The 16,800-nt window shown below is 70.6% G+C and carries 11 protein-coding genes and 1 pseudogene; 5 read left to right on the forward strand and 7 right to left on the reverse strand.

Going from position 1 to position 16,800, the window contains the following annotated elements; translation table 11 throughout:
- Positions 1–172 precede the first annotated feature (172 nt).
- The 5 genes from AB0D14_RS29490 to dnaK form a co-directional block, all read right to left on the reverse strand.
- Positions 173–1,222 (reverse strand): GNAT family N-acetyltransferase, encoded by a 1,050-nt coding sequence (locus AB0D14_RS29490; protein WP_362785060.1) that lies wholly within the window; start codon positions 1,220–1,222, stop codon positions 173–175.
- Between the two features lie 260 nt (positions 1,223–1,482).
- The gene (locus AB0D14_RS29495; protein ID WP_362785015.1) at positions 1,483–1,956 is read right to left on the reverse strand and encodes a helix-turn-helix domain-containing protein; all 474 of its coding nucleotides are present in this window, start codon (positions 1,954–1,956) and stop codon (positions 1,483–1,485) included.
- Between the two features lie 7 nt (positions 1,957–1,963).
- On the reverse strand, positions 1,964–3,178 hold the full coding sequence (gene dnaJ, locus AB0D14_RS29500) for a molecular chaperone DnaJ (protein WP_362785018.1): 1,215 nt from the start codon (positions 3,176–3,178) through the stop codon (positions 1,964–1,966).
- A gap of 87 nt (positions 3,179–3,265) precedes the next feature.
- Positions 3,266–3,949, reverse strand: a complete 684-nt coding sequence (gene grpE, locus AB0D14_RS29505) for a nucleotide exchange factor GrpE (protein WP_362785020.1) — start codon at positions 3,947–3,949, stop codon at positions 3,266–3,268.
- Complete coding sequence (gene dnaK, locus AB0D14_RS29510; RefSeq protein WP_362785023.1) at positions 3,946–5,832, reverse strand: molecular chaperone DnaK; 1,887 nt, start codon at positions 5,830–5,832, stop codon at positions 3,946–3,948. The genes grpE and dnaK overlap by 4 nt, the downstream gene beginning before the upstream one ends.
- Positions 5,833–6,295: 463 nt before the next feature.
- On the opposite strand from dnaK, the gene AB0D14_RS29515 reads away from it, so the two are divergent.
- Positions 6,296–8,587 carry a (Fe-S)-binding protein gene (locus AB0D14_RS29515; protein ID WP_362785026.1) on the forward strand — a complete coding sequence of 764 codons (2,292 nt, stop codon included), beginning with the start codon at positions 6,296–6,298 and terminating at the stop codon, positions 8,585–8,587.
- Between the two features lie 15 nt (positions 8,588–8,602).
- Here AB0D14_RS29515 and AB0D14_RS29520 read toward each other — a convergent pair whose 3' ends face one another.
- Positions 8,603–11,830, reverse strand: coding sequence for an AAA family ATPase (locus AB0D14_RS29520; protein WP_362785030.1), 3,228 nt, complete (start codon positions 11,828–11,830; stop codon positions 8,603–8,605).
- Positions 11,831–12,060: 230 nt separating this feature from the next.
- Between AB0D14_RS29520 and AB0D14_RS29525 the strand changes: the two genes are divergently transcribed.
- From AB0D14_RS29525 to AB0D14_RS29540, 4 genes are read left to right on the forward strand one after another with little or no spacing between them, the layout of a single operon-like run.
- The gene (locus tag AB0D14_RS29525; protein ID WP_362785032.1) at positions 12,061–12,729 is read left to right on the forward strand and encodes a response regulator transcription factor; all 669 of its coding nucleotides are present in this window, start codon (positions 12,061–12,063) and stop codon (positions 12,727–12,729) included.
- Between the two features lie 26 nt (positions 12,730–12,755).
- A complete protein-coding gene (locus AB0D14_RS29530; RefSeq protein WP_362785035.1) occupies positions 12,756–12,938 on the forward strand; it encodes a hypothetical protein in 183 nt (60 codons plus the stop codon).
- A complete protein-coding gene (locus AB0D14_RS29535) occupies positions 12,935–13,660 on the forward strand; it encodes a DUF4255 domain-containing protein (RefSeq protein WP_362785038.1) in 726 nt (241 codons plus the stop codon). Before AB0D14_RS29530 ends, AB0D14_RS29535 begins: the two co-directional genes overlap by 4 nt.
- Positions 13,657–15,744 carry an AAA family ATPase gene (locus AB0D14_RS29540; RefSeq protein WP_362785039.1) on the forward strand — a complete coding sequence of 696 codons (2,088 nt, stop codon included), beginning with the start codon at positions 13,657–13,659 and terminating at the stop codon, positions 15,742–15,744. The genes AB0D14_RS29535 and AB0D14_RS29540 overlap by 4 nt, the downstream gene beginning before the upstream one ends.
- A gap of 93 nt (positions 15,745–15,837) precedes the next feature.
- On the opposite strand, the pseudogene AB0D14_RS29545 reads toward AB0D14_RS29540, so the two are convergent.
- A pseudogene (locus AB0D14_RS29545) lies at positions 15,838–16,800 on the reverse strand (hydrolase); the annotation flags it as partial.

Raw genomic sequence — 16,800 nt, forward strand, 5'->3', positions numbered from 1 at the left:
GGGAGTTCTGGGCCTACGCAGATTGCGGCCGGTGGCCGTCGAGCAGCTTGGCGAGCAGTTCGCAGAGCTGTCGTTGTTCGGCGGCCCCGTGCCGCGTACGGACCTCCTTGCCCGGTGGCACTCGCGGAGTCGAGGATCTCCGGCGCCCCGCGTCCGAGTTCTGCCCATCACATCAAAAGGGCAGGCCCCGCAGGTCCACGCTGATGGTTGGATCAGGCAGGCCGGCCAGGTCGTAGATCATGCTGGTCAGTGGCGAGGTCCGCGCGCCGTCGGGCTGCCGGAAGGTTATGGGAACCGAGAGCCGGCTCCATCCCAGCTGCGTGTAGAACGGGACCAGGTCCGGGCGGCAGAGCAGAATCATCGTCTCGGCGCCGGCCGCTCGTGCGTGTTCGACCGCCACGCTGATCACCGTCCGGCCGATGCCCCGGCCTCGATGAGCGGGGTGCACCAGCACACCACCCAGCCCCGCGGCGCGGCGCGGCAAACCGTCGAAGGCCATGTCCCGCAGCAGCCATCCCGCGGAAGCCACCGGCCGGCCTTCGGAAACAGCGGTGAGAGTGTGCTGCTTGTCGGCCCACACCAGACCGAGCCCGTTCACCCCGAAGGGGTCGGGGCGGCCGTGGCGGAGTGCGGCCCCGTCCTCCGCAGAACCGGGGCCCGTCGCGTGGACCAGCTGGAGGCCCGCGCAACCGTCGTCCACCACATGCTCCGCAGTGACCATCGCGGCCGTGTCGGCCGTGTCGGCCGTCGCGGCGGGGTCGAACCGGTAGCGCAGACAATGCAGGCCGCTGGACTGGACAGTCCCGTCCGCCTTGGCTCCCAGGCGGCGCAGTACCGCGATCGAGGCCGCGTTGTCAGGCAGGACGAACGCGAAAACAGCAGGGAGCGAGAGGTGGCGAAACGCCAGGTCCAGGCACGCGCGGCCCGCCTCGCCTGCGACCCCGCGGCCCTGTGCCCGTGGGTGCAGGGCGAAACCGAGGTCAACTCCGTGCTGGGCCCGATTGCGCAGTCCCACCCGGCCGAGAAACCCGTGCGTTGCGGCATCCCTGACCGCGAAGTCGCCATAGCCGTGTCTGGTCCAGTGGGCGACGTGGCCCTCGCACATGACCTCGGCCGCGGATCGGCTGTCCGCCCGGCCGGTCGCCAGCCATCGCATGACGCCGTCCTGACTGACCACAGCCTCAAAGAGATCGTCGCTGTCCCCACGGCGGATCGGCTCCATCACAAGCCTCTGGGTACGCAGAACGGGTCCACCTGACCGGGCCACTCAGCAACTCCTCTCGACCAAGGACCGAAGGAGCGTACCCGGCGACTCTTGGGAACGAACCGCATGCCGCACCATGGCTATATAGCCCTCGCCACAGGCGGACGATGACAGGTTTCCTTACGAGTTGACGTTGAAGGGGCCCGGAGGTTCGAGTTGAATCTCCGGGCCCCTTCAGCATGCCGAGGTGCCGAGGTACCTACGTGCCTGCGTGTGCGTCAGTCCGTCGGTGGGCGCTTCGGGCGCCAGACGACCAGCGCGCTCGTGTGCTGGACCTCCTGGTACGGGACCAGGTCTCGGCGGTACGAGGCGTGGACCGCGGCCTCGCGTTGCTGCATGGTTGATGCCGCGCCGTCGAGGGCCGCCTGCAGGTCCGCCACGCGGGACTGGAGCGCGGCGACCTGGTTCTCCAGCTCGATGATGCGCTTGATGCCGGCGAGGTTGATGCCCTCGTCCTGCGACAACTGCTGGACCGTGCGCAGCAGTTCGATGTCGCGGGCCGAGTAGCGGCGGCCGCGCCCGGCCGTGCGGTCCGGGGACACCAGGCCGAGGCGGTCGTACTGACGCAGCGTCTGCGGGTGCAGACCGGAGAGCTGGGCGGCCACCGAGATGACGTACACCGGTGTTTCCTCGGTCAGCTCATAGGCCCTGCCGGTGAATGAGTTCTGCCGACGGCGTCCCGGTGCGTCCATGGTGTCCTCATGCTCCCTTCGCGGCCTGGAACAGCTCCGCCCGCGGATCCTCCTCCGCGGTCGCCTCGCGATACGCCTCCAGCGCGTCGCGAGCCTTCCCCGTCAGGTCCGCCGGGACACTCACCTCGACTGTGACCAGCAGATCCCCGCGGGTGCCGTCCTTGCGGACCGCGCCTTTGCCGCGGGCGCGCATCGTACGGCCGTTGGGCGTGCCCGGCGGCAGCTTCAGGGTGACCGGAGGCCCCCCGAGCGTGGGCACGCGGACCTCGCCGCCGAGTGCCGCCTCCACGAAGGTGACGGGCACGGTGACGGTGAGGTTGTCGCCCCTGCGGCCGAAGACCGGGTGCGCGTCCACGTGCACGGTGACGTACAGGTCGCCCGAGGGCCCGCCCCGTTCGCCCGGTGCGCCCTTGCCGCGCAGCCGGATGCGCTGTCCGTCCGACACTCCGGCCGGGATACGGACCTGCATGGTCCGGGACGACTTCGCGCGCCCCGAGCCCTTGCAGACCGCGCAGGCGTGCTCCGCGATCAGGCCGCGGCCCTTGCAGTCCGGGCACGGGTCGGTCAGCGAGAAGCCGCCGCCCGAACCGCGCGCCACCTGGCCGGTGCCGACACAGGTCGGGCACACACGCGGTGTGCCGTTCTTGTCGCCGGTGCCCGAACAGGCCTTGCAGGGCGACTGCGAGGTCATGCGGAGCGGAACGGTCGCGCCGTCCACCGCCTCCGTGAAGCTGAGCGTGACCTCGGTGTCGATGTCCTGGCCGCGCCGCGGCTGCGTACGGGTGCCGGGGCCGCCCGTACCGCCGCGGTTGAACAGGCCTCCGAAGACGTCACCTATGCCGCCGCCGAAGCCGCCGGCACCACCGGCGCCCCCGGCCCCGCCGGCTCCACCCGCTCCGCCCTGGGGGCCGCCTCCGAAGAGGTCGCCCAGGTCGAAGTTGAAGGAGCCGCCCGAGGCGCCGGGGCCGGGCCGGTAGCCGCCGTTGCCGAAGAGGGCGCGGGCCTCGTCGTACTCCTTGCGCTTCTTGGGGTCCCCGAGGATGTCGTTCGCCTCGGAGATCTCCTTGAAGCGCTCCTCGGCCTTCGCGTTCCCCTTGTTGGCGTCCGGGTGGAACTCGCGGGCGAGCTTCCGGTACGCCTTCTTGATCTCTGCCTCGGTGGCGTCCTTGGGAATGCCGAGGACCTTGTAGTAGTCCTTCTCGATGAAGTCCTTGGTGCTCATCCTCGACGCCCCTCCTTCCGTACGCCACTCTCACGTACGCGCTCGACGTGCTCGGTGCAAAGGGGCGCGCGTACGCCCTGTTTCACGTCAGCCCTCGTCCGGGCCACCGCTCTCCTTGTCGTCGGCCGCCTGGTTCGCCGCGTCCGTCTCATCGCCCTTGACCGGCTGAGCGCCCGGCTGCGGCTCGGCCACCGCCACCCGCGCGGGGCGGATGGTGCGCTCGCCGAACCGATACCCCGGCTGCAGAATCGCCACGCACGTCGTCTCCGTGACGTCCGGCGCGTACGAGTGCATCAGGGCCTCGTGGATCATCGGATCGAAGGGCTCGCCCTCCTTGCCGAACTGCTGCAGGCCCATCTTCGACGCGATGGCCTCCAGCGACTCGGCCACCGACTTGAAGCCGCCGACCAGTTCGCCGTGTTCCCGTGCGCGGCCGATGTCGTCGAGTACGGGCAGGAGCTCGGTCAGGAGGTTCGCCACGGCGAGCTCCTTGACCGCGATCCGGTCGCGCTCGACCCTGCGGCGGTAGTTCTGGTACTCGGCCTGGATCCGCTGGACGTCCGCCGTACGCTCGTTGAGCGCCGTACGGACCTGGTCCAGCTGGGCCGTCAGGCCTGCGATCTGGGCTGCTGACTGAGCTGCTGCCGTGTCCCCTGCCGGGGCCGCCCCGTCCTCCGCGGAGGAGGGGGCGGCCTTCGGCTCGGCGTCTTCAGGGGTGGCGCCGGAGGGGACGTCGGGCTGCTCGTCGAAGCCCGGGGTCTCCTCCGTCACGCGGCACCGTCCTTGCGGTCACGGTCCTCGTCGACGATCTCGGCGTCGACGACGTCGTCGTCGGCTGCCTTGGCGCCCTCGTCGGGACCCGCGCCGTCACCGGGCGCCTCGGCGCCCGCAGCACCCTGCGAGGCCTGGGCGTCGGCGTACATCGCCTGGCCCAGCTTCTGGGAGACGGCGGCGACCTTTTCGGTGGCCGTACGGATCTCGGCGGTGTTGTCGCCTTCGGCGGACTCGCCCTTGAGCGCGGCCTTCAGCTCCTCGACACTCGCCTCGACCTCGGTCTTGACGTCGCCGGGGACCTTCTCCTCGTTGTCCTTGAGGAACTTCTCCGTCTGGTAGACGAGCTGCTCGCCCTGGTTACGGGCTTCGGCGGCCTCGCGGCGGCGGTGGTCCTCGTCCGCGTACTGCTCGGCCTCCTGGCGCATCCGGTCGACCTCGTCCTTCGGCAGCGAGGAGCCGCCGGTGACGGTCATCTTCTGCTCCTTGCCCGTGCCCAGGTCCTTCGCGGTCACGTGCATGATGCCGTTGGCGTCGATGTCGAAGGCGACCTCGATCTGCGGGACCCCGCGCGGGGCCGGCGGCAGACCGGTCAGCTCGAACATGCCGAGCTTCTTGTTGTACGCCGCGATCTCGCGCTCGCCCTGGTAGACCTGGATCTGCACCGACGGCTGGTTGTCCTCGGCCGTCGTGAAGATCTCGGACCGCTTGGTCGGGATCGTGGTGTTGCGCTCGATGAGCTTGGTCATGATCCCTCCCTTGGTCTCGATACCGAGGGACAGCGGGGTCACGTCGAGGAGCAGGACGTCCTTGACCTCGCCCTTGAGGACACCGGCCTGGAGGGCGGCGCCGATGGCGACGACCTCGTCCGGGTTGACGCCCTTGTTGGCGTCCTGGCCGCCGGTCAGCTCCTTGACGAGCTCCGCGACGGCGGGCATCCGGGTGGAGCCACCGACGAGAACGACGTGGTCGATCTCGCTCAGCTGGATGCCGGCGTCCTTGATGACGTTGTGGAACGGCGTCTTGCAGCGCTCCAGAAGGTCAGCGGTGAGCTGCTGGAACTGGGCGCGCGTGAGCTTCTCGTCCAGGTGCAGCGGGCCCTCGGCGGACGCCGTGATGTAGGGCAGGTTGATCGAGGTCTCGGTGGACGAGGACAGCTCGATCTTGGCCTTCTCCGCGGCCTCGCGCAGGCGCTGGAGCGCCATCTTGTCCTTGCCGAGGTCCACGCCGTGGCCGCTGTTGAACTGCTTGACCAGGTAGTCGACGACACGCTGGTCCCAGTCGTCACCACCGAGGTGGTTGTCACCGTTGGTGGCCTTCACCTCGACAACGCCGTCGCCGATCTCCAGGAGGGACACGTCGAACGTGCCGCCACCGAGGTCGAAGACGAGGATCGTCTGGTCGTCCTTGTCGAGACCGTAGGCCAGGGCGGCGGCCGTCGGCTCGTTGACGATACGCAGGACGTTCAGGCCCGCGATCTCGCCGGCCTCCTTCGTCGCCTGGCGCTCGGAGTCGTTGAAGTACGCCGGGACGGTGATGACCGCGTCGGCCACCTTCTCGCCCAGGTACGCCTCGGCGTCGCGCTTCAGCTTCTGCAGGATGAACGCGCTCATCTGCTGCGGGTTGAAGTGCTTCCCGTCGAGCTCGATCTTCCAGTCCGTGCCCATGTGACGCTTCACGGACCTGATGGTCCGGTCCACGTTCGTGACCGCCTGGCGCTTCGCGACCTCTCCGACGAGCACCTCACCGTTCTTGGCGAAGGCGACGACGGACGGCGTGGTCCTGGCGCCCTCGGCGTTGGTGATGACGGTGGGCTCACCGCCCTCCAGAACGCTGACGACGGAGTTAGTCGTGCCCAGGTCGATGCCGACCGCACGTGCCATTTCAATTCCTCCAGCAATGACTTGAGTGGAACAGGCTCAAGTGTGCACGACGCTCGCCGCGTGGTCAACAGAGGTGAGTCGTGCAGGCTCAACTCTTATCTCTTGCTTACGCGCACTTTGGGTTCTGACCTGCGCTTGCGCCTGCGGGTGCGCCTGCGGCTGACTGCGGCTGATTACCGCCTGCGGGCCGGTGGGGGCTGGTCGCGCAGTTCCCCGCGCCCCTGAAAAGCCGCCCCGCCGCTGTCGGCTGCGGGCCCTTGGCGGCTGAGCGCGCCCACGCGGCGGAGCCGCACATCGATGCAGTCCCGCGGGGCACCCGGCCCGCCACGCGTACCCAGGTAAGCCTCAGCGACGCAGATCACGGCACCCCTGACTACAGTGCGGGCAGAGGAATGGGTAGTGTCGAAGGACTGCGTAAGCTACCGCTCAGTAATGTAACCTCGCAGGCCCGAGGAGCCCCGAAATGCAACTCGCCGCGATCATCGTGTCGCTGGTCCTGACCGTGGTCGGCGTCGCGCTGCTCGCACGCGCCATCGGCCAGTTCGTCCGGTACTTCAAGCTCGGCCAGCCGGTGCCCGCCGGAAGCCGCACCGACAACCCCTACCAGCGCAGCGTGACGCTGGTGAAGGAGTTCCTCGGTCACACCCGGATGAACCGGTGGGGCATCGTCGGTTTCGCCCACTGGTTCGTGGCGGTCGGCTTCCTGACGCTGCCGCCGACCCTCCTCCAGGCCTTCGGCCAGCTCTTCCAGGCCGACTGGGTGCTGCCGGTCATCGGTGGGTTCCTGCCGTTCGAGCTCTACATCGAGTTCATCGGCGTCATGACGATCCTGGGCATCGCCGTGCTCATGGTGATCCGGCTGCTGAGCCTGCCCTCGCGGGCCGGCCGCAAGTCCCGCTTCGCGGGCTCCAAGTCCGGTCAGGCGTACTTCGTCGAGTACGTCATCCTCACCATCGGCCTCGCCATCTACGTGCTGCGCGGCCTGGAGGGCGCGATCCACCACGTCGAGGGCTACGAGGCCGGGTACTTCGCCTCGTACCCGCTGGTCCTGGCCTTCAAGGGCCTGAGTCTGGGCGCGCTGCAGAACCTGGTCTACCTCGTCGCGACGATCAAGATCGGCACGTCCTTCGTGTGGATGATCGTCGTCTCGCTCAACACCAACATGGGTGTCGCCTGGCACCGCTTCCTGGCCTTCCCGAACATCTGGTTCAAGCGGAACGCCGAGGGTGGTACCGCGTTGGGTGCCCTGTTGCCGATGGCCTCCGGCGGTAAGCCGATCGACTTCACCGATCCCGGTGACGACGACGTCTTCGGTGTCTCCCAGGTCGAGCAGTTCTCCTGGAAAGGGCTGCTCGACTTCTCCACCTGCACCGAGTGCGGGCGCTGTCAGTCGCAGTGCCCCGCCTGGAACACCGGCAAGCCGCTCTCCCCGAAGCTCCTCATCATGTCCCTGCGCGACCACGCGCACGCCAAGGCCCCGTACCTGCTCGCGGGCGGCGGCAAGGACATGGAAGGCAACGAGAAGGCGAGTGCCGAGCAGCTCAAGGACGTGCCCGCCGCCGCTCTCGCCGAGGCCGAGCGGCCGCTGATCGGCACCCTTGAGGAGAACGGGGTCATCGACCCCGACGTCCTGTGGTCCTGCACCAGCTGCGGCGCCTGTGTCGAGCAGTGCCCCGTCGACATCGAGCACATCGACCACATCGTCGACATGCGCCGCTACCAGGTGATGATCGAGAGCGCCTTCCCGTCCGAGGCCGGGACGATGCTCAAGAACCTGGAGAAGAAGGGCAACCCCTGGGGTCTGGCCAAGAAGCAGCGTCTTGAGTGGACCAAGGAGGTCGACTTCGAGATCCCGGTCGTCGGACGCGACATCGAGGACCTCACCGAGGTCGAGTACCTGTACTGGGTCGGCTGCGCGGGCGCCCTGGAGGACCGGGCCAAGAAGACCACCAAGGCCTTCGCCGAACTGCTGCACATGGCGGGCGTCAAGTTCGCCATCATGGGCGGCGACGAGAAGTGCACCGGTGACTCGGCCCGGCGTCTCGGCAACGAGCCCCTGTTCCAGGAGCTCGGCATGGAGAACGTCTCCGCGCTGAACATGGCCTTCGGCGAGGAGATGGACGACGAGGGCAACTTCACCGCCGAGTCGAAGAAGCCCAAGTCCGCGAAGAAGATCGTCGCGACCTGCCCGCACTGCCTCAACACCCTGGGCAACGAGTACCCGCAGCTCGGCGGCGACTACGAGGTCATCCACCACACCCAGCTGCTCCAGCACCTGATCGACGAGGGCAAGCTGATCCCGGTGACCCCGGTCGAGGGCCTCATCACCTACCACGACCCCTGCTACCTGGGACGTCACAACAAGATCTACACGCCCCCGCGCGAGATCATGAGCGCCGTCCCGGGCCTGCGCCAGCAGGAGATGCACCGCCACAAGGAGCGTGGCTTCTGCTGCGGCGCCGGCGGCGCGCGGATGTGGATGGAGGAGCGGATCGGCAAGCGCATCAACAACGAGCGTGTTGATGAGGCCCTCTCGCTGAACCCCGACATCGTCTCCACCGCCTGCCCGTTCTGCCTCGTCATGCTGACCGACTCGGTCAACGGCAAGAAGAACGACGGCAAGGCCAAGGAATCCATCACGGTCGTGGACGTGGCCCAGCTGCTGCTCGACTCCGTGCGGACTCCGGCCGACGACGACCCCCCGGCGGGCACGGCGGAGACGGAGAACGCACCGCAGCCCGAACCGGTCAAGTAGGTCCCCCCGTTTCCGTCACCCGTCCCCGTCGCCCGCCCCGTCACCCGCCCCGGTACCCGTTCCCGTCGCCCGTCCTCCGTTCCGCTGCTGCCGGCCCAGCACGGTCGGCAGTTCGGTTCGTCGGCGTATGCCCAACTTCCGGTAGGTGCTGGTCAGATGTGTCTCCACGGTGCGGCGTGCGAGGTGCAGCAGGGCCGCGATCTCCGTGTTGGTACGGCCGCCGGCGGCCAGCTCGGCTATGCGACGCTCGCTGCCGGTGAGCGCGTCCGAGCCGGTGAGCGCCGTCGCGGTCCGGCGGGCGCCGCCCTCGCGCAGGGCCTCCTCGGCGGTGGCCCGCAGCCGTACGGCGCCCAGCCGTTCGGCGCGTTCGGCCGCCTCCCGCAGGCAGTCGCGAGCGCGGGCCCGCTCCCCGGCGGCGGTGAGCTGGCGGCCCTGCGCGACCAGCGCGGGAATCAGCTCCGGTTCCACCGAGGCGTCCCGTGAGGCGTCCCGCAGCATACGGACGGACTGGTCCGCGAGGGCCAGACCGCGCCGTCCGCCGGTCGCCATGCCGAGCACCCGCAGTGCACGGCCCACCAGGCGCGGGGTGTTCCACACCTGGGCCAGCCGCAGTTCCTCGCCGGCCAGTTCCAGCGCCTCCAGGGGCCGGCCGAGCGCCAGACAGCACTCCGCCGCGGCCGTCCGCCAGGGGGTGACGACGGGGCTGACCACATCGCGGGCCGACTGGCGGCGCCCGCACTCAAGGAAGTCGTCGAGTGCGCCCGCCGGGTCTCCGGCGGCGGACCGCAGCACACCTCGCGCGTACAGGAACCGGTTCAGCTCCCAGGAATCCTGTGCGTCGCGCAGGTCGAAGCCGCCCGCGAGCCGGCCGGCCTCCGGCACCCGGCCGGTCTCGACGAGCGCGACCACCGCGTGGGCCTGTCCGTTGGCCGGGCCCGGGCGGGACCCCGCCGGCCGCCTGGCCTCGGGCCCGGTGAGCAGCCGCGCGTAGTCGCCGCGGGCCGCGGCGATGTCGGCCCGTACGTTGAGCAGCGCCCGGTGCATCGGGTGCAGCAGGGACGGTCGCTGTCGGGCCAGGCCGCGTTCGACGAGCCGGCCGGCCTCCTCCAGTTCGTCGGCCCACTGGGCGACGGCGGCGGCCGTGCCCAGCAGGTAGGGCTCCGCGAACGGTTCGACGGGCTCCGCGAGGAGGGCGCGTACGCGTTCCATGGCGGCGTCCGCCGAGAGCAGGCCTGCCGACGCCTCGTACCGTACGAGCAGTGCCTGGCCCGCCGTGCCGACCAGGCCCGGGGAGCGGCCGGCGGCCTCGCGCAGCCAGTGGTAGACCTCCTGCCGGATCTCCTGGTCGTGATCGGAGAGCAGCGCCGAGGCGACGTGCACCGTACGGGCCAGGTCGGGGTGGCCTGTCAGTTGCGGGTCGAGGGAGCGCAGTACGTCGACCGCGGCACGGGCCTCGCCCCGGCCGGCCAGCGCCGTGCCCAGGGCCACCGCCGCGCGCACCCGGTTCTGCGGGACGCCCGTCAGCCGGACCGCCTCGGCGAGGCGCGGTATGCCGGCCGAGGAGCGCACGGTGGTGTACTCCAGGGAACCCAGTTCGGTGAGGAGCCGCTGCCGGTGCTCGTCGGGCAGCGGCTCGTCCAGGGCCCGGCGCAGGTAGGGCAGGGCGTCGGCGGTACGGCCGTCGTGGACGGCGATGGTGGCGGCGTCCAGCAGGACGCCGGTGGCCCACGCCTCGCCGACCGCGTCGGTCCGCAGCAACTGGCCGGCCACGACCTCGGCACGTTCGCCGCGTCGCAGCATCACCTCGGCGGCGGTGCGGTGCGCCGCCCGCCGCCGTGTGACGGGCCAGCCGCTCAACACCGCGTCGCGCAGCAGGGGATGGGCATAGCGAGGCCGCCCGTCGGCGTCGGGCCGCAGGAGTCCGAGCCGCGCCATGGCGGTGAGCCACCCCGCCACCCGCGCGGCGTCGGCGTCGGCGACTCCGCCGAGCAACTCGGCGAGCTGCTCGGCTCGTTCATCCGCGCGTTCATCCGCGCGTTCCTCGGCTCGTTCATCCGCGCGTTCCCCGGCGCGCTGCTCGGCAAGCCGCTCGGCGGAGGCTGCCTCGTCCTCCGCCGTCGCCTCGTCCTCCGCGGCGGTGCCCGCCGAGGCCGTGTCGCCCGACGGGGCTGTGTCGCCCCCGGCGGGCCAGTCGTCGCCAAAGGGCCGGGCGTCGCCAAAGGGCCGGGCGGCCTCCGCCCCCGCCCCCACCCCGGCCCCCGAAGGCCGCGGCCCGGTGCCTTCGTCCGGATGGTCCGCGGCTCCCTCCGAGTGGCCGTCAGCGGGGCCGGACCGGTCCCGTCCCGGGTTGTGGTCGTCGTCCAGTGCCGCCAGCGCCCGGGCCACCTCCGCCGTCGCGGACCCCGCGCTGTCCAGCCACCACGACACCGCGGCCTGGTACGCCCCCGGATACAGCGCGGCGCACACCTTCGGCACCGTGGCCGGCAGGGTCCCGCGCAGGTCGTCCAGCAGGGCACGCAGCAGCAGCGGGCTGCCCGCACTCGCGCGTACGCAGTCCTCCACCCACGTCCCCGGGACCGTCCCGAACTCCGAACGGACCAGCTGTGCCGTGGAGTCGGCACCCAGCGGTGCGAGGGTGAGGGTGCGCACGAGTCCCGGCGAGAGCGCGTGGGCGAGACCGGCCGACGGCGCGTCGATGTCGTACTGACTGCGCTCGGTCACCACCAGCAGTACGGGTAATCGGTCCACCCGTCGGGCGGCGTCGACGAGCCAGCGCCGCGAGGAGTCGTCCGCGAGGTGGACGTCGTCCACGGCGACGAAGAGCGGTGGCCCGGTCGTGGCCGAACGCAGCAGCCGCCACAGCCGGGCCCCCTGGGCGCGTTCGTCCGACACCTCGTGGGCGTCCATGCCGTCCAGGGCGTCCAGGGCGTCCAGGGCATTCGTGGCGCCCGTGGTGTCCGTGGCATTCGTGGTGTTCGTGGCGTTGGCGAACTCCGCCTCGGGGCCGAAGAGTTGACGTACGGCGGCGTAGGGCAGCGTGGTGTCGTCGGGTGAGCAGCGGATCCGCAGCACTCGCATCCCGTCCGCCTCCGCCTGCGCGGCGGAGGCTTCGAGGAGCGTGGTGCGGCCCGTGCCGGTGGCGCCCCGCAGCAGGACCAGCCGGCCGGTTCCGGCGCGGGCGCGGCGGGCCTCGGCTGCTACCAGTTCCAGGGTTTGCCGACGCTCAAGCAGTGGTACGTACATCCCTGCCTCCCTCGCGGCCGTCGTGCGGTCCACTGTGTGGGATGGCGGAACACGCCACTCCCGTTGCTCGGCATGACCCACTGTCATTTATGCAAGGTGATTGCCGATCTCGTGGTGTGTCTCGTGGTGTTCCACGATTGCGCCGACCCCACGGCCCCCAGAAGTGTGATGACTGCACGCCTGTCACGGACGCCACAGAGATGACGGGCTCGTGAACATAGGGGAGTCCGTTGCGCAGCTCATTTGGGACCGCGGCTCCGGGCACAGCAGAGCCCGAGTCCCGAATACCGGTGGCGGTCCACGCCTCGGACCCGATCAGCCGGGAGGGAGCACTCAGCCAGCTGCGACAGCACCCGGTGATCGACCTCCGCGAGGAGACCGAGACCGGACCGGACACGGTCGCCCTGCTGATCAGCGAGGTGCTGGACGACGCCGCGCTCACCCGGCTGCGCAGACTGGTGCGCAGCGAAGGCGCCCGCGCCGTGCTCGTGGTGAGCGTGATCCGCGAGACCGAACTCCTCGACGTCATCGAGTGCGGTGTCGGGGCCATCGTGTGGCGCCACGAGGCCACCGCGCACCGGCTGGTGCAGGCCGTCATCGCGGCTTCCCGGGGTGACGGGGACCTGCCCTCCGATCTGCTCGGCCGGCTGATCAGCCAGGTGGGGTCCCTGCACCGCACAGCGAGCAACCACCCCGGTGCCCCTTCCTCAGGACTCGCACCGCGCGAGGTGGATGTGCTGAGGCTCGTCGCCGAAGGGCTCGACACCGGAGAGATCGCCAGCAAGCTGTCCTACTCGGAGCGGACCGTCAAGAACGTGATGCATGGACTCACCACCCGGCTGCATCTGCGCAACCGGGCGCACGCCGTGGCCCATGCCCTGCGCGAAGGCTACATCTGATCGAACGGGCAGTCGGATACGTACCTATGGGCAGCACGGTCTGCCCGGGTGTCGTCCCCGGCGTGCCTGCGGGGGCGGAGGCCCCGGAGGGCACGATCGGTTACGACAGCGATTCCGGCAGCGGTTCCGACAGCGGTTCCGGTGTCGGCACGGGGCAGCCGCGCCGGCATCCGGCGGTACGGCACAGCAGGGCGGGAGCACGACGGTGATCCACGAGGTGGACGAGGTCCTCAAACGGCTGCTCGGAGGCGGTGCGCTGGCCGGATCCGGCATCGACGTGTCCTTCGAGGCCCCCACCCGCGACTGGGCGGCCCGGCGTAACGCACCTTCCATCAATTCCTACTTGTACGACATCCGTGAGGACGTCTCCCGGCGTCAGCGCGGCCAGGTCTCCATCCGCGACCAGCGTGACATCGTCGTACGCCGCCGCCAGCCGCCCCGCTGGTTCCGGTTGTCGTACCTGGTCACCGCCTGGACCAAGCAGCCCCAGGACGAACACCGGCTGCTCTCCGCCGTGTTGTCGACCATGCTGCCCCGCGAGCTGCTGGCCCCGAGCGAACTGCCGGGCGCCCTGGGCGCGCTGGGTCTGTCGGTCCCGCTCACGGTGGCAGGGCTGCACACCGAGTCCCGGTCCCTCGCGGAGATCTGGTCCGCCCTGGGCGGCGAGATGAAGCCGTCCCTGGACCTCGTGGTCACCGTCCCCTTCCCGGGCTTCCCCGAGTACGACGCCGGTCCCCCGGTCACGGAGGGCGCGGGCGTCCGCGTACGCGGCATGGACGGCACGCTGGAGGGTTCTGAGGAACGCAGGCACCAGCCACGGCATCTGAAGTCCTCGCCGACCACCGGGAAGCCGACCACCGGGAAAGGGAAGACCGCCGGGAAAGAGAAGTCCACCGGTGAGGGGAAGACCACCGGAGAACGGCAGAAGTGACCATCCACGCCCCCCTCACGTCCGACGCGCTCCTCTTCCGTCTGGCCCGGTTGCGCGACCGCGTCGGCGAGTTGGTCGACGAGCGCGGTGCCACCGACCCGACGGCGGACGATCCGCTGCGCGGGCTGTACCTCTCCGAAGAGGCCGTACGGCCTCTTCTGGCGCCCAGGACGGCTGCGTACGCCTCCCCGTTCGAGGACACGAACGTGTTCAAGGACACAGGCGCGTTCGAGGACGGGGCGGGCGTCCAGGGCATGCGAACGGGCAAGGGCACGGGGGCCGCCGACGCCGACCGGGCCGACCGGGCCGACCGGGCCGACCGGGCCGACCGGCTGGAAACGCTCGCGGTGCGTCTCGGGCTCACCGAACTGGACACCCGGATCCTGCTCGTCGCCCTCGCACCCGATCTGGACCGCTCCTTCGAGCCGCTGTACGGATACCTCAACGACGACGTAAGCAAGCGCCGGGCCACCACGGGGCTCGCTCTCGACTTGTGCGGGCTGCCCGTGCACCTCGCCGGGGCGCGGGCCCGGTTCCACCCCTCGGCGCCGCTGACCGCGCTCGGCCTGCTGACCGTCGAGGAGCCCGACCGTCCCTTCCTCAGCCGGTCCTTGCGCGTGCCCGACCGGCTCGTCGCCCATCTGCTCGGCGACGACACCCTGGACCCCGTCCTCGTCGGCCACGTCCACCCGCTCGCGGTGGCCCCTCTCTCGCCCGACGCCGAGTTCACCGCCAGACTGGCCGCCCGGCTGAGCGCCGAGCCCCTTGGAGCCGGTGTCACCGTCTATCTGCGCGAACACCGCGAGGGCGACGGACTCGCCGGCGCCACCGCCGCCCTGCGGGCCACCGGACTCGACGCCCTGCACTACACGGGCCCCGAGGACCACGTACCCGAACTCCTCCGCGAGGCCCGGCTGCGCGGCGCCGCGATCATCGTGTCCACCCTGCCGGACCGACCCGCGCCGCTCCTACGGGCGTTGGCGGACGCCGGCGTACCCGTGCTGCTCACCGGACCGCGTCCGTACGATCCCCAGTGGTACGAGCGCGACCCGCTGGTCCTCGACGCACCCCGGCAGCGGGCGGGCGCGGTGGACGTCTGGTCGACCGCCCTGCGGGAGGAACCCGGCTTCGACCTCGCCACCGTCGTCGCCCCCTACCGGCTCGGCGGCGACCGTATCCTGCGCGCCGCGCACGCCGCCGAGGATCTCGCCCGCTTCGACGGCACCCCGGTGACCGCCGCCCATCTGCGGCTCGCCGCCCGGCAGCAGTCCGCCTCCGGTCTGGAGCGGCACGCCCGCCGGATCCGGCCCGACGTCGGCTGGGACGACCTCGTCCTGCCGAACAGGCCCCTCGTCCAGCTCCACGAACTGGCCCTGCGCGCCCGCCACCGCGACCAGGTCCTCGGCGACTGGCGGCTCAGCGCCGGAGGCGGCCGGGGGCGCGGTGTCCTCGGTCTCTTCGCGGGCGAGTCCGGCACCGGCAAGACGCTGTCGGCCGAGGTCGTCGCCGCCGAACTCGGCCTGGACCTCTACGTGGTGCAGCTCTCCTCGATCGTCGACAAGTACGTGGGCGAGACCGAGAAGAACCTGGAACGGATCTTCACCGAGGCCGACCGCACGGACGCGGTACTGCTCTTCGACGAGGCGGACGCGGTCTTCGGCAAGCGCTCGGAGGTCAAGGACTCCCACGACAAGCACGCCAACATGGAGAGCGCCTACCTGCTCCAGCGCCTGGAGTCCTTCGACGGCATCGCCGTGCTCACCACCAACCTGCGCGCCAACATCGACGAGGCGTTCACCCGGCGCCTGGACCTGGTGGTCGACTTCCCGTTCCCCGACTCCGGACAGCGGCTGGCCCTGTGGCGGCACAGCCTCGCCGCGGTGCCGTGCGCGGACGACACCGACCCGGCGGGGGTCGCCCACGACTTCGAGCTGGCCGGCGGTTCGATCCGCAGCGCGGTCGTCACCGCTGCCTACGCGGCCGCCGGACGCGGAGCCCCCGTGACGGCGCGCGATCTGCGGGAGGGCGCCGAGCGGGAGTACCGCAAGGCGGGCCGTCTGGTGCCCGGAGAGGGCAACTGGTAGCCCTTCCCGCCGTCCGGCGCCTGAAAGCCGACCGCCGACTGCCGACCGCTGGTTGACGGTCGCTGGTTGACGGTCGGCGGTCGGCGGTTCGGGTCACACGGTGAACTTGACCGCTTCGAGCCAGAGGTCGTTGTTGAGGGTGCCCCCGAAGACGAACCCCTCGCCCTCTCCGGGCTTGTCGCAACTCATGTCGAACCAGCCTCGGTTGTGGATGTTGGTTGTCTGGCAGACGGGGCCACCGCCGTTGTCGACGTTGATGGTGAAGCCCAGCATGTCGGGGGAGTCCTTCTTGGAGCTGCCGAAGTAGTTGTCGATGCCGTCGACCGCGAACGACCACGGCTCGTTGTAGTGGCCGTTGCCGTTGGTCGACTCGGGGTCGTGGACGAAGGCGGCGCTGCCCGTGCCCTTGGTTCCTGACACCGCGATGTTGAGGGCCCTGATCGACTTGTTCTGGCCCGCCGTGCCGGCCGTCTGGCCGTCGCACACCGCGTCCGTCCAGCCCTTGGTCGTCACGAAGGCCCGATAGCAGATATGCCGCCCGCCCGGGTCCTGCGCGGCCAGCTTCTGGACGGCGGTCGCCGCGGTCCTCGGCGGAGCCTTGGTCTCCTTCTCCTCGGAACCGCCACCGCCACCGCCGCCGCCCCCTGCCCCGTCTCCGCCCGCGGCCTGTGTCTCGGTCGCGGCCGGAGGCTTCTCGGCCGGAGCGGACGGGGCCTTGGGTGCTTCGGGGGTCGGTGAGTCGGAGGGCTTCAGGGTGCTGATGCCCGCTTCCTGGAGCTGTTCCGTGGCTGCGCTGCGGACCTGCGGCTTGTACGCGATCCACAGCATCACGAACGTGATCGCGAGGGCCATGAAGATGCCCAGGAAGGTGGCCAGCCAGCGCGGCAGGAACCCCCGCTGGACATACGTGCCCGCCACATCCAGCGGCGTCACCCCCGACCGCAGCACCGCCAGGGTGTAGGGCCGGTCCTCCTTCGACCCGAACCAGATGACCTGCCGCGGCTTCAGCGTCGTCTTCACGAACGCCGCACGACCCGGCTCGATCTGCACATTCGA

This window comes from Streptomyces sp. NPDC048484 (assembly GCF_040651415.1).
GTDB lineage: Bacteria > Actinomycetota > Actinomycetes > Streptomycetales > Streptomycetaceae > Streptomyces.

Bases quoted from the DNA above. Each gene is read 5' to 3' on its own strand.
- AB0D14_RS29490 (WP_362785060.1), bottom strand. From the start codon at position 1,222: ATGGAGCCGATCCGCCGTGGGGACAGCGACGATCTCTTTGAGGCTGTG.
- AB0D14_RS29495 (WP_362785015.1), bottom strand. From the start codon at position 1,956: ATGGACGCACCGGGACGCCGTCGGCAGAACTCATTCACCGGCAGGGCC.
- dnaJ (WP_362785018.1), bottom strand. From the start codon at position 3,178: ATGAGCACCAAGGACTTCATCGAGAAGGACTACTACAAGGTCCTCGGC.
- dnaK (WP_362785023.1), bottom strand. From the start codon at position 5,832: ATGGCACGTGCGGTCGGCATCGACCTGGGCACGACTAACTCCGTCGTC.
- AB0D14_RS29515 (WP_362785026.1), top strand. From the start codon at position 6,296: ATGCAACTCGCCGCGATCATCGTGTCGCTGGTCCTGACCGTGGTCGGC.
- AB0D14_RS29520 (WP_362785030.1), bottom strand. From the start codon at position 11,830: ATGTACGTACCACTGCTTGAGCGTCGGCAAACCCTGGAACTGGTAGCA.
- AB0D14_RS29530 (WP_362785035.1), top strand. From the start codon at position 12,756: ATGGGCAGCACGGTCTGCCCGGGTGTCGTCCCCGGCGTGCCTGCGGGG.